This window comes from Fibrella aestuarina BUZ 2, from assembly GCF_000331105.1.
Classification (GTDB): domain Bacteria; phylum Bacteroidota; class Bacteroidia; order Cytophagales; family Spirosomataceae; genus Fibrella; species Fibrella aestuarina.
On sequence record NC_020054.1, the window covers coordinates 2,714,654 to 2,735,168 of the forward strand.

Below are 20,515 nucleotides of genomic sequence, written 5' to 3' on the forward strand. Positions count from 1 at the left end.
TGGCATATACGCCAAGCCAGGCGGCCAACTTACCCAGAGGCAGAGTCATTTTTTTGGCAACCGTACTCATGGTGGGACAGGGAAACAGGGTTAGGCCGTTTACCCTTCCAAAATACAAAAAAAGTACACAAAAAAACGGGCGATGTTGCCCGTTTTTGCTGTTACGATACTTCCCGCTCGATAATCTGGCCCGTGGCTTTCTCTTTCAGGATGAGCTTCTTCTTGCCGTAATGGGTCATTTCTTCTTTGATCAGGTAATGGTCGGCGTCGTAGTCGACGAGGTTGCTGGCCTGCTCCACGCCTTCCTGCCCGCGCCACACGGGTAGCTGCACCGGCTCCCATTGCTTCGTTTCGGCCGATTTATAGGCCGCGTCGAGAATGGCGTTCACCACGTATCCATCGTAGAAGGTTTCGGCGGGTTCGCGACCGGCCTCGCAGGCGCTGAACATGTCGGTAAACATGTGGTTGTAGCCCAGGTCGTTCACTTCATCGCCGACGGGGAAGAGCCAGCCCGCGTTGCTTTCGGCTTTTTCGGCTACGTAGTCGCTTGCTTTGCCGGTCGTGAACATCTCGAAGCCGGTGCGCAGGAAGTTGTTGATCCAGATGGTGCCTTCGGTGCCCATCACTTCGTCGCGCAGGTCCATACCGCCCCGGAACGTCCAGCTCACTTCAAACTGACCGATAGCGCCGTTTTCATATTTCACCAGCGCGATGGCGTGGTCTTCGGCGTCGATGGGTTTTACCTGCGTGGCCGCCCAGCACATCACCTCGACGGGCCGGATGTCTTTCCCGATGAAATTGCGGGCGATTTCGACGCAGTGGCAACCCAGATCGAGCATGCAACCGCCGCCCGCCTGCTCTTTGTCCCAGAACCAGTTGGAGTGAGGGCCGGGGTGGGTCTCGCGCGATTTGGCCCAGAGAATTCGGCCCAACGCCCCATTTTTAACGGTATCGAGGGCCTTCAGGAACTTAGGCGAGTAGCAGAGATCTTCGAGGTAACCGCCAAAAATGCCCGCTTCTTCGACCAACTGCATCATGTGGAGGGCTTCGGCGGCGGTGCGGCCCAACGGCTTGGTACAGACGACGTTCTTTTTGTGTTTGGCGCAGAGTTCAACGGCGGGTGCGTGCAGGTTGTTGGGCAGGGCAATGCACACCATCGTCACGTCGGGATGGGCGATGACGGCCTCCATATCCGTCGACTGGAACGTACAGCCGTAATCGGCGGCAAACTGCTGCGCTGTTTCTTCGCGGCGGGCATAAATGGCCACCACCTTGTCGCGGCTGCGCTGGCCCTGTAAGGATTCGGCGTAGAAGCGGCCAATGAAGCCGCCGCCGAGCATGGCAATTTGTTGCATAGGCTATGGAGTTTGACGTTTGATGTCTGATGTTTGGGGTTTAATGGCTACCGCATGGAAGGCGTATGTCCGACAGGGGCGCGAATCAACGTCAAACGGTAGACATCAAACGTCAAACCTAACCAGTTCTAATGCCTGCTTTCTTCGACATCAACACCATCTTTTTTACCCTGTGGGGCTACCCCATGAGTTACCTCGAATTTTTTGGGGTGGTGATTGGCGGTGTGGCCGTCTGGTTGTCGGCGCAGGCCAATGTCTGGAGCTGGCCGGTGGGAGCGGTGAGCGTGGCCCTGTTTTTCTTTCTTTTCTACCAGATTCAGTTGTACCCCGACATGGGCCTGCAGGTGTTTTTCTTCGTGACGAATATCCAGGGCTGGTGGCGCTGGACGCACCCCAAACCGGGCGAAGAAAACCGGCAGGACGAACTGCGCGTGACCCGGATGCCACCCCGGCAGGCGCTGACTTGGGTGCTGCTGGGACTACTGGGTACGTTGGCGCTGGGTACGTTCGCCCAAAACCTGCACACGCTGTTGCCGGTGGTGTTCAGCCAGCCCAGCGCGTTCCCCTACATCGACTCGTTTACGACGGTGATGAGCGTGGTGGCCACCTACATGATGGTGCAGAAACGGGTCGAGTGCTGGTATGTCTGGCTGGTGGTCGATATCATCCTGACCTATGTGTATTTTGCCAAGGGCGTGAAGCTGGTGGCCGCCGAATACGTGATTTTCTGCGGGATTGCTGTGCAGGGCGCGTATTTGTGGACGAAAGAATACCGACAATACCAATGACGACGGGACTGGTTTTTGGCAAGTTCATGCCGGTACATAACGGCCATCTGGCCCTGATCGAGTTTGCCCGGCAGCAGTGCGATCATCTGATCGTGTCGATGAGCTACACGCCCGACGACCCCATCCCGCCCGATCTGCGGTTGACGTGGCTGAAGAGCCTGCTGGGTACGTACCCAACGATCGAACTGGCCTGCGAAGCCGACGATTTTCACGACCCGACGCTCCCGCTCTGGGAGGCCACCAAAACGTGGGCCGCGTTCATCAACCGCCGTTTCCCGACGGTATCGGTCTTTTTTGCGTCGGAAGCTTACGGCGAACCGTTGGCTCACCATAGCGGACTGCGCTTTGTGGCGTTCGATCCGGCCCGGCAGCGGGTACCGGTGTCGGCTACCCAGATTCGAGCCAATCCGGCTGCGTACTGGGATTATATTCCGGCCGTTGTGCAGCCGTATTTCGGTCGTCAACCCATATAACCAAATCTCACCGGCCGGTAAGGAATGGGGCCCTTCAGTTGTCGGGCGATTGGGTAGGTAACTCGTTGGTCGACAGGAAAGATTGGCTATCTTGTAGGCACGAACGAAACCTCGTTCCGGTCATGAATAAAAACCGACAGGCGCAGTTCGGCTTTGCCCTGGGCTCGCTACCCTCGCTTTTGCTCTTTCTGAGGGTGGTAACCAGTAGTACGTGGTGGCCGGGCTGTTTTTTGTGGCTGGTAGGCTGGCTCGGTGGCCCCGATCCCGAAGCCAGCAGATTGGCTTGACTGTGCACGGGGACGACCTAGTGAAAAAGAATTGACTGGCTACACCAGTTGCTGATACACCTACGTTACTTTTCCGATCTTTTCTTAAACCGATCAACGTATGAAGCACCTCTGCTTGCTGATTTGCTGCTTACTGGTTGTGGTGACGGGATACGCGCAAGGGCCGTATCTGCGGGCCAAGAACGTGATTCAACTTGGGCCCGATTATTTGGGAATCGATCCGGCCAACGGCCTGAAATACCGCTATGCTTTTGAATACCGGCGCTATGTAGCCCGCGATCGGGTGAGTATTGGGGCTACGGTCGGGTTTATGAGCAGTCAGCGCCAGACGGTACTGGTGCCCGATCTGGTGAGTGTCGGGGCCAATTCCCGCCGCCGGGCTACCATCGATCTGACCACGAGCTACAACCTGCTTCAGGCCATCCATCATACCCTTCGGCTGGGCGTAGGACCGTCCATCTGGTATCTCCGCGACGATCTGTTCGATAAAGTCGACCCGTACCCCATCCCCGGCGGCACCGAACCGTTGGTCAAACGGCGGCATTCGGAAGGCTGGAACATCGGCGCGCACGGCCTGATCGAATACACCTACGCGCTCTCCCTCGATACACAGGTGAGCCTGCACACGGGGGCCGCCTACGTTGGCCCGTCGGGTCTGGCTCCCCTTTTCGGCCTCCGGGCTGGCTATCGGTTCTAGGGGTATTCGCCTTCAGCGTTATTGATTTGGTGGTCATTGATAGTCATTCGTGGTCATTAGGCTGCGCCGTCATTGGTAGTCATTCATGGTCATTCATCGTAAGAAGGCAACGAATGACCATGAATGACTACCAATGACGCGCAGCCTAATGACAACAAAGCCTAATGACCCAACGGGTTGGCTTGGTGTATAGCTGGTATGTACCTTTGCGGCACAGGTATGCCCCTACTTGGAGCGTGGCAGCCTTTTTTGATAGATTGTTGCATTGAGTACACCCGCCCATACGCTATCGGTAGCCTTATGTACGTACAATGGCATGCGCTACCTGCCCGAACAGTTAGCCAGCATCATCGCCCAGACGCGGTTGCCGGATGAACTGGTGTTGGTCGACGATTGCTCAACCGACGATACCGTTGCTTATCTGCAACATTGGGCGGCTACGGCGCCTTTTCCGGTACACATTTACCCGAACGAGCAAAACCTTGGTTCGACGAAAAGCTTCGAGCGGGCCGTAACGCATTGCACGGGTGATATCGTCGTGCTGTCGGATCAGGACGATGTCTGGCGGGCCGATCGGCTGCAAAAAACAGCCGACTGGTTTGCGGCGCACCCGGCCATGGACGCCGTCTTTTCGGACGCCGATCTGATCGACGACGACTCGCGGCAAACGGGCCATCGCATCTGGGAAGTGGTGCAGTTTACGCCCGAAGCGCAGCAGCAGTGGCAGGCCGGGAAAGGCTACGAACTGTTGTTCAGTGGGTACGTGGTCACGGGCGCAACGATGGCCATTCGCCGGTCGGCACTGGCGTCGCTGCTGCCGTTTCCAACCCATGTTCAATACCTGATTCACGATGCCTGGATGTCGTTGGTGCTGGCCCTGAAAGGCCGGATCGGCTTCATCAACGAACCGCTGATCCAGTACCGGCAGCACAGCAGCCAACAGGTCGGTTTCAAGCCCGCCCGCGCCAAAGTGACGCTGGCCGATCGCCTGCGCCGCGACCGGACCGAACGGATGGAGCCCATTCTAAAACTGGCCGACCGCTACCAGAAACTATACGAATTGCTCCGGGCCCGCACCGATATCGACCCGCAACGGCTGGCAAGGCTGGCGCAGATGGCCGACCACCTGAAGCAACGGGTGCAGTTGCCCGTTTTTCGCGTGTTTCGCTGGCCGTCGGTACTCGCTGAGGCAGCGCGGGGCCGCTACCAATTATTTCCGGGGCATTGGTGGAAAACCGTCCTGGGCGATTTGCTCGAACCCTAGTGAACTCACCGTTGAATACCGCTCAGCCTCCTTCTGTTATCGTTGTCATTCCGGCCTACCGGGCGTCGCTCACGCCCCACGAACGGATCTCGTTGCAGCAATGCGTAACGATGCTGGGCCATTATCCGCTGACGGTGGTGAAACCCGAAGGGCTCGATCTGTCGGGCTGGCTGGCCGACTTCCCCACGTTGCAGTTCGATTCGTTTGCCGATGCCTATTTTACCAGCATTGCGGGGTACAACGAATTGCTTTGTTCCGAGCTGTTTTATGAGCGGTTTCTGGCGTACGACTATATGCTCATCTGCCAGCTCGACGCATTTATCCTGCGCGATACCCTGGCCGACTGGTGCCGACGTGGGTACGATTACATCGGCGCGCCGCAGTTTGCTGACGTTCGGCCGGTGCGCGACGAGCCGGAAACGCTCCGCACCCGGGTGTCGAAGGTGTTTCAGCGTCCGCTGTTCAATGGTGGGCTGTCGTTGCGCCGAGTACGTGCCTGCCTGCGATTATTGCGTAGCTACCACCGGTTTCACGGGCGGTGGCCGGGTAACGAAGACGGCTTCTTCTCCCTACATTACCCGCGCCTGATCCCGTACCGCCACCTCATCCGGTCGCCCAAGCCAGACGAAGCCCTGCATTTTGCCATTGAACTGGAACCGGCGCGCAGCCTGGCCCTCAACGATGGTCAACTGCCGATGGGATGCCACGCCTGGGACAAATACGATCTGGATTTCTGGCGACCGATCCTGCGGCAATTTGGTCATGAGGTGTAGCGGCCTTAGCTTTAGCCCCGAACAACACCCATTGCATGAATCCAATAGAGTTAGCGGACGCTTTACAACGCCAATTCGAGCTTACCGAGTACGGCCGGCAACCGGCCGAGCTATACGACCCTATTCGCTACATCATGAGTCTTGGCGGCAAGCGCCTGCGCCCGCTGATGACCCTGATGACCACCGCCTTGTTTACCGACAACTGGCAGCTGGCGCTGAAGCCCGCCGTTGCCGTGGAGGTATTCCATAATTTCACGCTGCTGCACGACGACATCATGGACAAGGCGCCCCTGCGCCGGGGGCAGCCCACCGTTCATGAAAAATGGAACGCCAACATCGCTATCCTGTCGGGCGACGTCATGCTGGTGCGGGCGTTTGAGCAACTGCTCGACGTGCAACCGGCCCAACTGCGCACCGTGCTGAAACGCTTCAGCCAGACCGCTGCCGAGGTCTGCGAAGGGCAGCAGATGGACATGAATTTCGAAACCCGCGACGTGCTGACCAACGCCGTGTCGGAGGTCGAATACATCGAAATGATCCGGCTGAAAACGTCGGTGCTGCTGGGCTTCGCCATGGAGCTGGGCGGACTCATCGCCGGGGCCGATACCGACAGTACGCACCACTTATACGAAGCGGGTGTGAACATTGGCATTGGTTTTCAGCTTAAAGATGACCTGCTCGATGTCTACGGCGACCCGGCCAAATTTGGCAAACAGGTGGGCGGCGACATCATCGCCAACAAAAAAACCTTTATGCTGATTGAAGCCCTCGAACGGGCCGAAGGCGACACACGTACCCAACTGCTCGGCTGGCTGGCCTGTGATACGTTTGACAAGGCCGAGAAAGTAGCCGCCGTAACGCAGATTTATGACCAACTGGGCATTCGGCAACTGGCTGAGCAGCGGGTGGCCGAGTACGTCAACAAAGGGTTTGCCAACCTGGAACAGGTCGAAGCCGACCCCGACCGCAAGGCCATTCTCCTTGATTTTGCCCATCAGTTAGTCGAACGCGAATCCTGATATGTCGATCACACTCCTCCTTATCCTTGTCACGGTCGGCATCAGTCTGGCGGCCTGGAACAACCCCGGTCTCATGGATCGTTGGATCATGAACCCGTATGCGGTGGCGCATCAGGGCCAGTATTACCGGCTGGTGACGTCGGGATTCCTGCATGCCGACCTGAGCCACCTGCTGTTCAATATGCTCAGCTTTTACTTTTTCGGCGGGACTGTCGAGGCCATTTTTTCGCAGCTTTTCCCGGGTGTCGGGGGTATCGTGCTGGTGGTATTTTACCTGATCGCCATCATCATCTCCGACATCCCGACGCTGATCAAGCACAAAGACAACAGCCGCTACAATTCACTGGGCGCCTCGGGCGGGGTATCGGCCATCATCTTTGCCACCATCCTGGTCTTCCCGCTGACGGGTATTTACTTCTTCTTTATCCCCGTCCCGATTCCGGGGTTCATCTTCGCGATTCTGTATCTGGGCTATTCCTACTACGCCGCGCGGCAGGGTAGTTCGGGCATCAACCACGATGCCCACTTGTACGGGGCCCTGTTTGGTATCCTGTTTATGGCCGTGGTTTTCCCGCAGGCTATTCCCAGCTTTTTCGAGCAGGTTGGTAACTGGCGACCCTTTTAAGCCAACGGTTGGGTGAATAAGCTGGTCACATTCCTGCGGCAACCCTATCCCGGTCACGAGTCGACAGGGCAGATGCTAGGACGAAGTGGGCTGATCGGGGCTTTTGTCGGGCTGTTTCTGCTGGTGTTTCAGCCGTTTGGGATCAACGACTGGCAATTACCCTTTAAGTCGCTCAAAATTCTGGGTTTCGGGCTGGTTACCTTCGGGGTGTTGCTGCTCGATTCACTGGTGTTGCCCCGGCTGTTTCCCCGGCCATTTAGTGAAGCGAACTGGACGGTTGGCCGCGAGATCGCCTACATTCTGACCCACATTCTGCTCATCACGGTGGCCAACCGGCTGTATCTGGGCTGGCTGACGGGCCATTCGCTGGCGGGTGGCTGGGGCTGGGTGCTGGGTATGACGTTCCTGATCGGTGTGTTCCCGGCGGTGGGCGTTGTCTTGACCAACTACATCATTCAGCTCCGGCGCTACACCCGCGAGGCCACAACGTTGTCGGACGAACTCGAGACGCAACCCGCCCACACGCCCCCGGCCATCCCGGCTCCCTTGCTGACGCTGCTGGCTGAAAACGGAAAAGACGCGCTGACCCTGGCCCCCGACGATCTGCTGGCCATCGAATCGAGCGATAACTATTGCACGGTTTATTACCTGAAGCAGGCGCAAGCGGCCAAAGAGCTAATGCGCAGCAGCCTCAGCCGCTTGGAAACGCAGCTCGATGAGCAGCTCCCCGCCGATGGGCGGCCGTTTGTGCGCTGCCACCGTTCCTACGTCGTCAACCTCGATTACGTCGACCGGGTGTCGGGCAATGCGCAGGGCTACAAACTGCATCTGGCGCACGGGTCGTTGGTGGTGCCGGTAGCCCGTAAATACAACGACACGCTGATTCGGCGGCTTCACGCTGGCTAAGGCCTTTGCCAAACGTCCCAAACCGTGCCGAACGCCCCATTGGGCTGGCGTTGTGCCCATCGAGCCGCTACGTTTGTTCAACGCAAACGCACAAGCTGCTTATGAAAACGCTGCTAACCTCTCTGACGATTACCCATATTCTGGCCGGTGTCATTGCCCTGCTCGTCGGTGTTATCCCGATGCTGGTTCAAAAAGGAAACCGCCTGCACAACCGCGCCGGGCTGGTGTATGTCTGGTGCATGATCGTGGTGGCCGTAACGGCCATACTCCTTTGTACGCTGCAACCCTTCAGGATGATGCGCCTGTTTCTGTCAGGCATTGCCATGCTCAGCTTTTATTTCTGCATGTCGGGCTGGCGAGCTACCAAACAGAAAAAGGGGCAGGTAACCCTGTTTGACCGGGCGCTGGTCTATACGGCACTGGGCTGCGGGCTGGCAATGGCGCTGTTCGGCACGTACCTGCTCGCGCGGCACGGCTTTCAGTTTCTGCCCATCGTCTTCACTTTTTTTGGGCTGCTGTTAACCCGTTTTGGCGTACAGGATGTACAACAAATGCGGCAGCCCGCCGAAAAGATGCACTGGTTTTTTCAGCACTTTACCCGCATGGGCGCCTCGTACATCGCTACGTTTACCGCCGCTGCCGTTACCAACCAGCGCCTGCTGACGCCCGCCGACGCGCCCGAATGGGTCGCAACGGCGGTCTGGATTGCGCCGTCGATACTGGGCGGGGTGCTGATCGGGCGGACGGTGGCGTACTACAAACAGAAGTTTGCGCCCGCCATCTGAGCGGATAAACCCGGTTGGTTGGCCCAACAACCCGATTAATTACTAATTTGGGTGCATGAAAATTGCATTCATCACCGACATTCACATTGGCGCCGAAGGCGAGATGCCGGCGGGCGTCGATGTGCGGGCCAATTTCCTGAAAACACTCGATGCCATCCGGGCCTCCAAGCCTAACTGCCTGGTGCTGGGCGGCGACCTGTGTTTCGATGTCGGGGTGCGCGAGATTTACCGCTGGATCTACGAGCAGCTTCAGGATTTACCCTGCATGTGGTTCGCCATTCCGGGTAATCACGACGACTCGGTGATGCTGGCCGAAGAGCTGCACCTGACGCGCCACCTCAACGGCAACGAACTCTACAGCGCCACTCCGCTCGAAGGCTATCCGGCGTTGTTTCTCGATTCGTCGCGCGGGGTTTTTTCGGATGCCCAATGGACCTGGCTGGCTGATGAACTGGCCGCGATTCACCATAATGCACTGATCTTCTGTCACCACCCGGTGCTGCCTGCCGATACCAAGTTCATGGATGTCAAGTACCCGTTCAAACAGCAGGATCTGTGGCTCGAAATCACGGAAGAACTGCCCTGCCGGATGCAGGTGATTAGCGGGCATTACCACTGCGAGGCGGTGGCGCAGCGGGCCAATACCACGGTGTTTATTACCCCCTCCACCTACATTCAGCTCGACCCGGATACCGCCGATCTGAAGCTGGACAAAACTCCGCCCTACTACCGCGAAATCACGGTAACCCCCCACGGTCTGACTACCCGGGTTATCAGCGTTTAGGAGAACGTATTGTCGAGGCGATGAAGGAATAGCACAAAACGTGACCAACAGGTAAATAGGGATGGGTTTTCGGGTAAACTGTTGGGTGTCAGTCAAGGAACGAGTAGCTTAGATTAGCCTAAGCGATCCTGCACCTGTGACTATTCGTTTATGAATCCACCGTTTACCGGACGTACCCCGTTTGCTGCTATACTGCTGACGCTACTCTGCCTGGCGGGTTATGGGGCCTACGCCCAGTCTGACATCGAAACGGCGAAGCAGTATGTGCGCCAGTATGGGCAAGCCCAGGCAATCAGCCCGGCCGATGTCGACGAACTGATTGTATCGAGCGCTTACCTGTCGCCGACCACGGGTTGGTACCACGTTTATTTCAATCAGGGCTATCGGTCGATTGAGGTCTACAACCGGTTAATGAACGTGGTGCTAACGGGCGGGCAGGTAACGTACCTGACGCATAATTTTGTCCCTATTTCGGCCGACTTGCCCACGATTGGCTCAATCAAAAACACCCTGACGCCCCTCGACGCGCTCCGGAAAGCGACGGCTCATGTAGGGATGCCCGCGCTCGATGCGGGTCCGATTCGGGAACTCAATACGGTCAGGCTGGGTGATGGCACGCTCACGAAGACGGTGTACGCCGCCGCTGCCGTTTCCCACGACCCCGTCAACGTGAAGCTTTGCTGGCTGCCAATCGACGTGGACCGGAAGGGTGAGAGCGTGGTCGATAAACTACAACTCACCTGGAACGTAACGTTTCTGACCCCCGACGGCAAAAACCGCTGGAACATCCACCTAGACGCCAATACGGGGGTGGTGGTGCGGCAGTTCGATGAACTCATTCACTGCGAGTTCGGTACGCCCGCCCATGCGCATACTCCGCTGGTGAGCCCTGGTAAAGTACCTGATCGTGCGGTTGGCTTGCCCGCCAGGCCTTTGGCTGCCAACAGCTACACGGTGTTTGATCATCCGCTGGAAAGTCCCAGTTTCGGCGCGCGCACTGTTTCAACTAATCCGTATACCCGTTTCGTACCCAGTGGTACGGGGCCGGGCGCTACCAACGGCTGGCACACGGATGGCAGTACGAGCTACACCATCACCCGGGGCAACAATGTCTGGGCGCAGGAAGATACCAATGCCAACGATGGGGTAGGGGCCAGCCCTGCATCGGCCACGCTGGACTTCGACTACCCGTATACGCAGGGGCTAAACACCGCCGCGGCCAACCAGAATGCCGCTATAACCAACCTGTTTTACTGGAGCAACGTGATCCACGATGTGCTCTGGCGGTATGGCTTCGACGAGCCCAGCGGGAATTTTCAGCAGACCAACCTGGACCGGGGCGGAGCCGGTAACGACCACGTACTGGCCGACGCCCAGGATGGCGCAGGCACCAACAATGCCAATTTTTCGATCCCACCCGATGGGGGCAACGGCCGGATGCAGATGTATCTGTGGACGGGAAACAGCTACCAGCCCGACGGTTCGTTCGACAATGGCATTGTTTCGCACGAATACGGCCACGGCTGGTCGGTTCGCCTGACGGGTGGCCCGGCCAACTCGTCGTGCCTGCAAAACGTGGAGCAGCCGGGCGAGGGCTGGAGCGATTACTTGGCCTTGATGCTGACAACCAACTGGTCGTCGCTGAGTGCCAACGTCGCCAGTGCGAACGTGCCCCGCGGCATCGGCACCTACGTGCTGGGCCAGCCAACCACCGGGTCAGGCATCCGGCTGTATCGCTATTCGTACGATAAGGCAACCGTCAACAACCCGGTCACGTATGCGAAGGTGGGCGACGTCAGTTTTTCGCGGCCCCACGGTATCGGCTCGATCTGGGCGACGATGCTGTGGGATATGACCTGGGAAATCATCTTGCAGGATGGGCAGATCGAAGCGACCATCTACAGCACCCCAGCCAACGTAACGGCGATGCGCGGCAACGTGGCGGCGCTGAAGCTGGTCAACGAAGGGCTGCGCCTGCAACCATGTAGCCCCAGTTTTGTGCAGTCGCGGGATGCCATCCTGCAGGCCGATCAGCTGCTGTTCAATGGCCGCTACCGCTGCGCCATCGGTCGGGCGTTTGCGCGGCGCGGGCTGGGGGCCAACGCCTCAACGGGCAATTCGTCGAACGACCGGATCGTGATTGAAGATTTTACGCCCATCGATGGAGCCAACCTGAGCTCGCCCACCACCGCCACGATCTGCACGGGAACGGTTTTTGCCTACACGGCTACCTCCGGCACGGCGGGCCTGACCTACGCCTGGTCGCGGCCTGCGGTGTCGGGTATCAGCAACACCAGCGCCACGGGCAGTTCGGCCACCGTCAATGAAACGCTCGTCAATACCACCAATTCACCCATCACCGTCACCTACAGCTTTTCGATCAGCCCGAATGCGTGCGGCGCCGTATCGGTCGTGCCGGTCAATGTACTGGTCAGCCCCATCGTGACGCCGACGGTAGGTACCTATTCGATTTGCCAGAATGCCACCGTGCCCGCCGGTCAGGGGCTGGTGGTACCGATCAGCCTGCTGGGTACGTTGAGCGGAACCCTAACTACCAGTTCACCCACCTATGCCCATGCTACCGGCGACAATGTAACGGTATACAGCCCCGGTTCGACGGTATACTACCGCTCATACACGTTTACGGCTCCGGCCAGTGGTACCCAAACGTTTGAGATCACCGCCGCTGCCCTAAGCGACGGGGGGAACAACGACACGTACCTGGCGCTGTATCAGACGACGTTTAACCCGGCGAGCCCCGGCATTAATTTTCTGCGGGGCGACGATGACAGCGGCGTCGACCGGTTGTCGAAACTAACGCATTCGCTGGTGCAGGGGACCACCTATGTCATCGTGGTGTCGGCGTATAACAATGGCGTAACGGGCAGTTATACCATGCAGGCAAGCACCCCCCTGTTTGTGGGCGGCACGCCAAACTGGTTCACCAGCGCCAGTGGTGGGTCGGCTATCTTCACCGGCACCGTCTTCAATCCGGTGGGCGTTGCAGGGGCGGGGGTACCCAATACGGCAACGCCGGGAACTACCACCTTCTACGTCTCGACGGCCGAGTCGGTAGCTTGCCGTCGCGCTACCACGTTTACCATCCTGACTACCGCCCCGCCTACGGTGACCAGCACCACCCTCACGCAGGGGAACTCGGTGGTGCTGAGCGCCAGCGGGTGTACAGGCACAACGGCCCTACTCCGATGGTACCAGACGGTTGGCGATGGTGAGGTGAGTATGCCCGTCTCCCCCACCGTTACCACCCAGTACTACGCCCGCTGCCAGCGAACAACGGGTAGCCTGACCTGCCTGAGCGACAAGAGCCTCAATAGCACCGTTATGGTTGTGCCCGGTACGTCCGTTGAGTCGGTGACCTCGGGCCTTTGGAACGCGCCGTCGACCTGGAGCTGCAACTGCGTTCCCAATGGTACCCTGCCCGTCCGGATCTTGCATACCGTGACGGTACCCGATGCCTACACGGGGCAGGCCAAAGGCATTCGGTTCAGCGGGAATGGAAAACTATCGGTGCAGGGGTCGGGGCAGGTAGCGACGCTCAACTAAACCCGAACCCGTAGAAGCCACGAAGGGGAAACGGCCAGGCCGTTTCCCCTTCGTGATCATGAACAGCAGCGATTACCGCGACGAATAATTCGGCGCTTCTTTCGAAATCTGAATGTCGTGCGGGTGGCTCTCTTTGGAACCGGCCGTGGTGATTTTCACAAACTTGGCCTCCTGTAACGCTTCGATGGAAGCGGCGCCACAGTACCCCATACCGGCTTTCAATCCACCGACCATCTGGTAAACGATCTCCGACACTTTGCCTTTGAATGGCACCCGGCCCACGATGCCTTCCGGCACGAGCTTCTTGATGTCGTCTTCGGCATCCTGGAAGTAGCGGTCTTTCGAGCCGTCTTCCATCGCTTCGACCGAACCCATGCCCCGGTAGCTTTTGAAGCGGCGGCCTTCGTAGAGGACTACCTCACCGGGCGCCTCTTCCGTGCCGGCCAGTAGCGAGCCAATCATGACCGTGCTGGCCCCACCGGCAATGGCCTTGGTAATGTCGCCCGAGAAACGGATGCCACCGTCGGCCACCACCGGCACCCCCGTGCCACGCAGGGCTTTAGCCGCTTCATAAACGGCCGTCAGCTGCGGCATCCCGATCCCGGCAATAATCCGCGTGGTGCAGATACTGCCCGGTCCAACGCCCACTTTCACGGCGTCGGCACCGGCATCGGCGAGGGCTTTGGCCCCTTCACCCGTCGCCACGTTGCCCGCGATTACCTGGAGTTTCGGGTACGTTGCTTTGATGTTCTGCACGGCATCCAGGACACCGCGTGAATGGCCGTGGGCCGTGTCAACGCTGATCACATCGACGCCCGCTTTCACCAGCGCCTCAATGCGTTGCAGCAGGTCGGGCGTGACGCCAACGGCGGCCCCCACGCGCAGCCGGCCCAGTTCGTCTTTGCAGGCGTTGGGGTGGCTTTTGCGCTTCAGAATGTCTTTGTAGGTAATCAGGCCCACCAGCTTGTACTGATCGTCGACGATGGGCAGTTTCTCGATTTTGTATTCCTGCAAAATGCTTTCGGCATCTTCCAGCGAGAGCCCGGCTTTGGCCGTGATCAGGTTTTCGCGGGTCATGATCGCCGTAACGGGCTGCGACAGATCGCGCTGGAAACGCAGGTCGCGGTTGGTCAGGATACCAATGAGCGTGCCGTTGTCGTCAATGACGGGAATGCCGCCGATTTTGGATTCGCGCATGATCCGGTGCGCGTCGGCGAGGGTAGAGCCTTCGGTGAGCGTGATGGGGTCAATGATCATCCCACTCTCTGAGCGTTTCACCTTGCGGACCTGCTCGGCCTGCCGTTCGATGCTCATGTTTTTGTGGATAATACCGATACCGCCTTCTTGTGCCATCGCAATGGCCAGATCCGACTCGGTGACGGTGTCCATCGCGGCAGACACAAGCGGCACATTCAGGCGAATGGCGCGGGTAAGCTGGGCGTTGGTGTTGGTGTCTCTCGGCAGAACCTCCGAGTAGGCGGGGAGCAGCAGTACGTCGTCGTAGGTAAGCGCTTCGTACAGAAACTTGCTGGCGTCTAAGCTCATGGCAAATAAACAGGGAGTGTTATTTGCCGGACAAATCTACGAAGAATCTTTGGAAGTTAAGTCATGGAATTGTTAAGACTGCGTTTGTCGCCTCAGCTTCAGGTACAAGCCTTCCACGCGCTCCCGGGCCCAGGGCGTCTTCCGCAGGAACGTCAGGCTCGATTTCAGGCTGGGGTTACTGCGAAAACAGTTGATCGGAATGCGTTCGGCCAGTTCCTGCCAGCCATAATGCTGCACCAACTGCTCAAGAATCTGGGCGAGTGTGATACCGTGCAGCGGGTTATTGGGTTGCTCCTGAGGCATTGAGTACAGTTTCTTACTTGGATAAAAGGATTAGATGCACCGTTCGGGCGTAACAACGGAGCGCTAAAAACGCCCTGACTCAGGTGCCCGTTTACCGCTCCATTTCCCCGAAACCCTGCAAACCTACGGAAGGAACGCCAAATCGGAACGTACCCAGCCCATCGGTGACGATCTGAGCAAAGTCAGCCGGGGGCCTGATCCGGGCGCATAGCCAGGTACGTTGTCTGCCCGTACGTTTGGTGGCTAAACGCAAGTGGCTACCCCCGATCGATATGGCTGTTTCTGCACCGCCCCCAACCGTCAGCGACGCTGTTTCGTCGAAAACGCCCCCGCTGCTCGACGCGCTGACGCAAGCCCTGGAGGGGCCCAAAAGCCGCCAGTCGGAGTTGCGGTTTATCGTTCAGGTTGGCTGGCAATTTCTGAAAGGCCTGCGGACGCTGCACTTCGTGGGGTCCTGCGTGACGGTATTTGGCTCGGCCCGGTTCGGCGAAGGGCACCCCTATTATGAACTGGCGCGGCAGATGGGAGGGCGGATTCAGGCGCTCGGCTTCACGGTGATGACGGGCGGTGGCCCCGGCCTGATGGAAGCCGCCAACCGGGGTGCCTACGAAGCGGGTGGTCGTTCGGTAGGCTGTAACATTCGCCTGCCGTTTGAACAACTCCCCAACCCGTATTTGCACACCAGCGTCACCATCGATTTTTTCTTTGTCAGAAAAGTACTGTTGCTGAAATATTCATACGCCTTTGTGGTGATGCCCGGCGGCTGGGGCACGATGGACGAACTGTTTGAAACCCTGACGCTGGTACAAACGGGCGTGGTGCATCAGTTTCCGGTCGTGCTGATGGGCCGCGACTATTACCAGCCGTTGCTCGACTACATGCAGCAAATGATCCGGGCGGGCACCATCAGCGAAACGGACCTGAAACTCGTTTGCCTGACCGACGATGTGGACCAGGCTCAGGCCCATATTCAGGCGTATGTGCAACAGCATTATACGATTGTCCGGCGGCAGAAACCGCTGTGGTGGTTGCTGGAACGCGTCTGATGAATAAGGGTGAGTCGCCGATTTGTTTTTCGCCGAACTGTTGTTGCTTTGAGTAAAAAATCGCGCTATGAGTAGAAACGGTACACTCTTGTTGCTCACGACCTTATGGATGGGGACGGCTTGGGGACAAACCGTGGTGCCGACGGTGCAGGAGGCGCTGGCATTGGCCCGGCGCAACAACCCTGAACTCATCAACGCCCGCCAAAACCGGCTGGTGCAGGAGCAGCAACGGGTGGCTAGCCGGGCCGCCCTGCGCCCACAAGCCCGGCTCTACAGCAACCTCGATTACAACTACGCGCTGCCTGTGCAACTGATTCCGCTCAGCCTGTTTGGCGGTGGCAGTGATGAGTACCGGAGCGTGCGGTTTGGGCTGCCTTTTGTGCTGCTGGCAACGGGCGAAATCACGGCGCCACTCGTCAACCGGGCCGCCCGGGCTGACCTGGCGCTGGCCGAGCAAAACCTGCGCATCATCGACGATCAGACGCTGGTCTTGCAGGATGAAATCTCGACGCAGACAGCGCGGGTGTACCACGCGGCGCTGCTGACGCGCGCCGCCATTGCCCTGACCCGGCGTAACCTGCTGGCCGCCGATACACTCGTGCAGATTGCCCGCGCCCGGCTCGACAAAGGCCAAATCGAACCCCTCGAATACAACCGCATCCGGCAGGTGCAGCTCACGACCGCCGACGTGCTGTCACAGAATCAGTTAAGCTATGGTCGTAATCTGGCGCAGTTAAAGCTGCTGCTGGGTCTGGCCCCGACCGACAGCCTGCTGTTAACCGACGACTTGTTGAAAGCTTCCCAAGCGCCTGGCCCACTCCCCGACGCTACCTCCCTCGACCGACCGCAGCTCAGCATGCGCCGCGCTCAACTCGACCTGGCCCGGAGGCAGATCGGCCGGGAACAACTGGCGTTCTGGCCTACACTGGCTGCCTACGGGCGCTACTCGCAGCAGGCGCAGCGCGATCAGTTCAATTTTCTGAATGTGTCGCAGCGGTGGTTCGAGATTGGCGTGGTGGGTGTGCAGTTCAATCTGCCGCTCTACACGGGTGGCCTGCGACAGGGTAACCTGGCTCGGGCGCGGCTGCTAGTGCAACTGGCCGAATCGCAATTGGCCTACGAGCAGCACCGTCAGCAAACCGATACCGACGATATCCGGCAGGCGTATGATCAGGCCTTGCGCTCGCTCGAACTGAACCGGCAAAATGACGAACTAAGCCGCCAGAATGTACAGATCGCCCTTGTCAAATACCGGTCGGGGCTGTTTGCCTATGACCAGTATCTGAACGTGTTTAACGAAACCTTGACGGCACAAAATCGCTACCTGAATGCGCTCTCGACCCTGTTTATTAACCAGACCCTCTGGCAGATTCGGTTTGGGCAGTAAGCCCCACCTGATCACGCATGGGTTTGTCTTTTTGGCGTTGTTGTCCGGCTGTCAACCTCGTCAGGAAACCACCCGCCCGGCCTACAACGACCTTACCGAAGCGGTGTATGCTTCGGGTAATGTGTTGCCCCGCGATGAATACATCCTGCGGGCCGACGCCGACGGGACGCTGCAACAGCGGCTGGTGAACGAAGGGGATACCGTGCGGAAAGGCCAGCTCCTGTTTGTGCTCGAAAGCGCCACCGAAGAAGCCCGTCGGCAGGCCGCCGCGGCGGTACTGCGGCAGTCGCAGGCCAATTTGCAACGCGATTCACCAGTGCTGGCCGAACTGGAAAATGGGGTACACAACGCCCGTACCCGGCTGCGTAACGATTCGGTCAACTACGTTCGGTTTCGTGAATTATACGCCCAGAACGCTACCTCCCGCGCCGAACTCGAACGGGCCGAGCTGAACTACACGCTGGCGCAAAATACCTTGCGGGCCCAGCAGAATACGCTGCAACGTACCCGGAACCAACTGGGCGTCGACGTGGCCAACAGCCGGAGCCAACTGGTGACGACTGAAGTGGCAGGCCAGAATACCCGTATCCGCAGTTTCGTGGACGGCAAGGTATACGAGGTCTACAAAGACCCCGGCGAACTGGTTCGGCCCGGCGATCAACTGGCCCTGCTGGGCAGTGGTCGCCGCCTGTATGCCCAATTGTCGGTCGATGAAAGTGATTTCGGACGGCTACGGGCCGGTCAGGAGGTGCTCTTGAAAACCGATGCCTACGGCGACCGCGTGTTTAAGGCCCGCGTGACGAAGGTGTATCCCAAGCTAAACCGCGCGGATCAATCGTTTCGGGTCGATGCCGAATTCTCCGACGGGCAGCCCGACGCCTATTACGGACTAACGCTGGAAGCGAATATCATCATCAACCAGCATCGGCGCGTGCTGACCATTCCGAAAACCTACGTGGTCGGTACCGACAGTGTCTGGATCGACCAGGCCGGAAAACCGCAGAAAATCCGCTTCCGAAAAGGCGCCGAAAACTTTGATCTAGTCGAAGTGAAAGGCGGCCTGACGGAGAACACGACACTGATTAGTAAAGAGTGAAAGAGCGAATGAGTGCAAAGGCCTCCGCAGGTACGTTCCGGGTATTGCTATCACTCATTCACTCTTCCGCCCATTCACTCATTCGCTCCCTATGAATCTTCGCATTGCTGCTCAAATCGCCCAAACGCATCTGCTGGCCAAAAAACGGCAGACGCTCATCGCCATGCTGGGCGTGACGTTTGGCATTGCCATGTTCATCACCATGATTTCGTTCATGCAGGGCGTCAACCAGTTTCTGGAAGACTCGGCCCTCGACGCCAGCCCGCACATTCGGCTATACAACGAAGTCAATACCCAGCGACCCAGCCTGATCGATCAGCTGCGCCCCGGTGGCTTCAACGTCACCCACCACCAGAAACCAAAAAACGAACTGGCACGCATCAAAAACGGGCTGACCATCGCCAACCGCATCGAGCGCCAAAGCGGGGTGCTGGGTGTTTCGCCGCAGGTGGCGACGCAGGCCTTCTACAACAATGGCCCCATCCAGCTATCGGGCACGATTTCGGGCGTCGACATTGCGCGCGAAGACCGGCTGTATGGCCTGAAAAGCCGACTGAAATCGGGGAGCGTCAACGCCCTGCGCAGTAACCCCGACGGGCTGATTATGGGCACCACGCTGGCCCGCAAGCTGAATGTCGTGACCGGCGATAAGGTGACCGTGACAACGCCTACCGGCACCACGCGGGTGTTGCGGGTGGTGGGTACGTTCGGCTTTGGCATTGGTACCATCGACAACACGAAAAGCTACGCCAACCTGCCCACTGTGCAGGAACTGCTCGGCAAAGATCCCAGCTACATCACCGATATCCACGTGAAGATGCTCGATCCCATGCAGGCCATTCCGCTCGGTCGGCGGCTGCAAACGCAGTATGGGTATCACGCCGAAGACTGGGCTACAGCCAACGCCGCCATTCTGGCGGGCGAAAAAATCAGGAACATGCTCACCTACGTGGTGTCGATCACCCTGCTGGTGGTGGCGGGTTTCGGCATCTACAACATCATGAACATGACCGTCGTCAACAAAATCAAAGACATTGCGATTCTAAAGGCGACCGGCTTCGAGGGACACGATATTGTGGCTATTTTTCTGCTTCAGGCCCTGTTTATTGGGCTGTCGGGCGGGCTGCTGGGGCTGGGTATCGGCTTTTGCCTCAGCTACCTGCTGTCGATTACGCCGTTCGACGCGGGCGATTTTCTAAGCATGAAAACGTTCCCGGTTATTTTCGAGCCGAAGTACTACATCAACGGCCTGCTGTTTGGTATCATCACCACCGTGCTGGCAGGTTATTTCCCCTCCCGCAAAGCCGCCAAAGTAGACCCGGTGGCAATTCTCCGCGGATAGAAATGGGGAATTGATGAATGATAAGTGATGAATGAGGAATAAACGGATGAGTAATGAAAAAGGAACAGCGTGATCCACTCCGAGAGAAGACAATGAACATGGCTATCCGTGTTGTCAATTTAGCTCGGTATCTCAAAGAGACAAAGGCTGAACATGTGCTGAGTAAGCAAGTGTTGCGAGCTGGTACGAATCCGGGGGCGATGGTTTGTGAAGCAGCCAACGCTGAGACCGGACAGGATTTTGTGCATAAGCTAGGGGTTGCGCAAAAAGAAACAGCCGAAACGTTGTATTGGCTCGAACTCTTGTTTCGGACGAGCTACCTGTCAGCAAGTGAGTATGAGTCGATTCGCAGTGATGCGGAAGAGGTGATGCGGTTGCTCCGAAGCTCTATACTTACCAAAAAGAAGCGTATGGCTACAGGAAAGCCGTGATGTCGCCACGAAAGCCAGCATTCATCATTTATCATTCATCGCTCA

At 58.1% G+C, this 20,515-nt stretch carries 21 protein-coding genes; 17 read left to right on the forward strand and 4 right to left on the reverse strand.

Going from position 1 to position 20,515, the window contains the following annotated elements; genetic code table 11:
• Positions 1 to 161: 161 nt before the first annotated feature.
• Positions 162 to 1,355, reverse strand: coding sequence for a Gfo/Idh/MocA family protein (locus FAES_RS11080; protein WP_015331298.1), 1,194 nt, complete (start codon positions 1,353 to 1,355; stop codon positions 162 to 164).
• 131 nt (positions 1,356 to 1,486) lie between these two features.
• Between FAES_RS11080 and pnuC the strand changes: the two genes are divergently transcribed.
• The 12 genes from pnuC (at position 1,487) to FAES_RS11135 (ending at position 13,320) form a co-directional block, all read left to right on the forward strand.
• The gene (pnuC, locus tag FAES_RS11085; protein WP_015331299.1) at positions 1,487 to 2,143 is read left to right on the forward strand and encodes a nicotinamide riboside transporter PnuC; all 657 of its coding nucleotides are present in this window, start codon (positions 1,487 to 1,489) and stop codon (positions 2,141 to 2,143) included.
• A complete protein-coding gene (locus FAES_RS11090; protein ID WP_041258834.1) occupies positions 2,140 to 2,616 on the forward strand; it encodes an adenylyltransferase/cytidyltransferase family protein in 477 nt (158 codons plus the stop codon). The genes pnuC and FAES_RS11090 overlap by 4 nt, the downstream gene beginning before the upstream one ends.
• Positions 2,617 to 2,738: 122 nt before the next feature.
• Complete coding sequence (locus tag FAES_RS30355) at positions 2,739 to 2,903, forward strand: hypothetical protein (RefSeq protein WP_158408766.1); 165 nt, start codon at positions 2,739 to 2,741, stop codon at positions 2,901 to 2,903.
• A gap of 100 nt (positions 2,904 to 3,003) precedes the next feature.
• On the forward strand, positions 3,004 to 3,600 hold the full coding sequence (locus tag FAES_RS11095; protein ID WP_015331300.1) for a hypothetical protein: 597 nt from the start codon (positions 3,004 to 3,006) through the stop codon (positions 3,598 to 3,600).
• A 265-nt stretch (positions 3,601 to 3,865) separates the two neighbouring features.
• A complete protein-coding gene (locus FAES_RS11100) occupies positions 3,866 to 4,864 on the forward strand; it encodes a glycosyltransferase family 2 protein (protein ID WP_262493778.1) in 999 nt (332 codons plus the stop codon).
• Positions 4,864 to 5,637: a DUF5672 family protein gene (locus tag FAES_RS11105; protein WP_051054073.1), complete on the forward strand. Its 774-nt coding sequence runs from the start codon at positions 4,864 to 4,866 to the stop codon at positions 5,635 to 5,637. The genes FAES_RS11100 and FAES_RS11105 overlap by 1 nt, the downstream gene beginning before the upstream one ends.
• 35 nt (positions 5,638 to 5,672) lie before the next feature.
• The gene (locus FAES_RS11110) at positions 5,673 to 6,656 is read left to right on the forward strand and encodes a polyprenyl synthetase family protein (protein WP_015331303.1); all 984 of its coding nucleotides are present in this window, start codon (positions 5,673 to 5,675) and stop codon (positions 6,654 to 6,656) included.
• 1 nt (position 6,657) lies between these two features.
• Entirely contained in the window at positions 6,658 to 7,281 is a 624-nt protein-coding gene (locus FAES_RS11115) for a rhomboid family intramembrane serine protease (protein ID WP_015331304.1), read from the forward strand.
• Between the two features lie 12 nt (positions 7,282 to 7,293).
• Entirely contained in the window at positions 7,294 to 8,187 is an 894-nt protein-coding gene (locus FAES_RS11120; RefSeq protein ID WP_015331305.1) for a LytR/AlgR family response regulator transcription factor, read from the forward strand.
• A gap of 101 nt (positions 8,188 to 8,288) precedes the next feature.
• On the forward strand, positions 8,289 to 8,972 hold the full coding sequence (locus FAES_RS11125; RefSeq protein WP_015331306.1) for a DUF2306 domain-containing protein: 684 nt from the start codon (positions 8,289 to 8,291) through the stop codon (positions 8,970 to 8,972).
• A gap of 55 nt (positions 8,973 to 9,027) precedes the next feature.
• Positions 9,028 to 9,756, forward strand: a complete 729-nt coding sequence (locus FAES_RS11130; RefSeq protein WP_015331307.1) for a metallophosphoesterase family protein — start codon at positions 9,028 to 9,030, stop codon at positions 9,754 to 9,756.
• A gap of 150 nt (positions 9,757 to 9,906) precedes the next feature.
• The gene (locus tag FAES_RS11135; protein WP_015331308.1) at positions 9,907 to 13,320 is read left to right on the forward strand and encodes a M36 family metallopeptidase; all 3,414 of its coding nucleotides are present in this window, start codon (positions 9,907 to 9,909) and stop codon (positions 13,318 to 13,320) included.
• A 72-nt stretch (positions 13,321 to 13,392) separates the two neighbouring features.
• Here the strand turns inward: FAES_RS11135 and guaB are convergent, their stop codons facing one another.
• From guaB to FAES_RS30360, 3 genes are all read right to left on the reverse strand, one after another.
• Positions 13,393 to 14,865, reverse strand: a complete 1,473-nt coding sequence (guaB, locus tag FAES_RS11140; protein ID WP_015331309.1) for an IMP dehydrogenase — start codon at positions 14,863 to 14,865, stop codon at positions 13,393 to 13,395.
• Between the two features lie 72 nt (positions 14,866 to 14,937).
• Positions 14,938 to 15,168: a VF530 family protein gene (locus FAES_RS11145; RefSeq protein WP_015331310.1), complete on the reverse strand. Its 231-nt coding sequence runs from the start codon at positions 15,166 to 15,168 to the stop codon at positions 14,938 to 14,940.
• Positions 15,169 to 15,259: 91 nt separating this feature from the next.
• Positions 15,260 to 15,421, reverse strand: a complete 162-nt coding sequence (locus tag FAES_RS30360; RefSeq protein ID WP_015331311.1) for a hypothetical protein — start codon at positions 15,419 to 15,421, stop codon at positions 15,260 to 15,262.
• A 19-nt stretch (positions 15,422 to 15,440) separates the two neighbouring features.
• On the opposite strand from FAES_RS30360, the gene FAES_RS11150 reads away from it, so the two are divergent.
• The 5 genes from FAES_RS11150 (at position 15,441) to FAES_RS11170 (ending at position 20,470) form a co-directional block, all read left to right on the forward strand.
• Positions 15,441 to 16,214, forward strand: coding sequence for an LOG family protein (locus tag FAES_RS11150; RefSeq protein ID WP_015331312.1), 774 nt, complete (start codon positions 15,441 to 15,443; stop codon positions 16,212 to 16,214).
• Positions 16,215 to 16,281: 67 nt separating this feature from the next.
• Positions 16,282 to 17,601 (forward strand): TolC family protein, encoded by a 1,320-nt coding sequence (locus tag FAES_RS11155; RefSeq protein WP_015331313.1) that lies wholly within the window; start codon positions 16,282 to 16,284, stop codon positions 17,599 to 17,601.
• A complete protein-coding gene (locus FAES_RS11160) occupies positions 17,543 to 18,697 on the forward strand; it encodes an efflux RND transporter periplasmic adaptor subunit (RefSeq protein ID WP_015331314.1) in 1,155 nt (384 codons plus the stop codon). The genes FAES_RS11155 and FAES_RS11160 overlap by 59 nt, the downstream gene beginning before the upstream one ends.
• A gap of 91 nt (positions 18,698 to 18,788) precedes the next feature.
• Positions 18,789 to 20,039: an ABC transporter permease gene (locus FAES_RS11165; RefSeq protein WP_015331315.1), complete on the forward strand. Its 1,251-nt coding sequence runs from the start codon at positions 18,789 to 18,791 to the stop codon at positions 20,037 to 20,039.
• A gap of 53 nt (positions 20,040 to 20,092) precedes the next feature.
• On the forward strand, positions 20,093 to 20,470 hold the full coding sequence (locus FAES_RS11170; protein ID WP_015331316.1) for a four helix bundle protein: 378 nt from the start codon (positions 20,093 to 20,095) through the stop codon (positions 20,468 to 20,470).
• Positions 20,471 to 20,515: the final 45 nt, after the last annotated feature.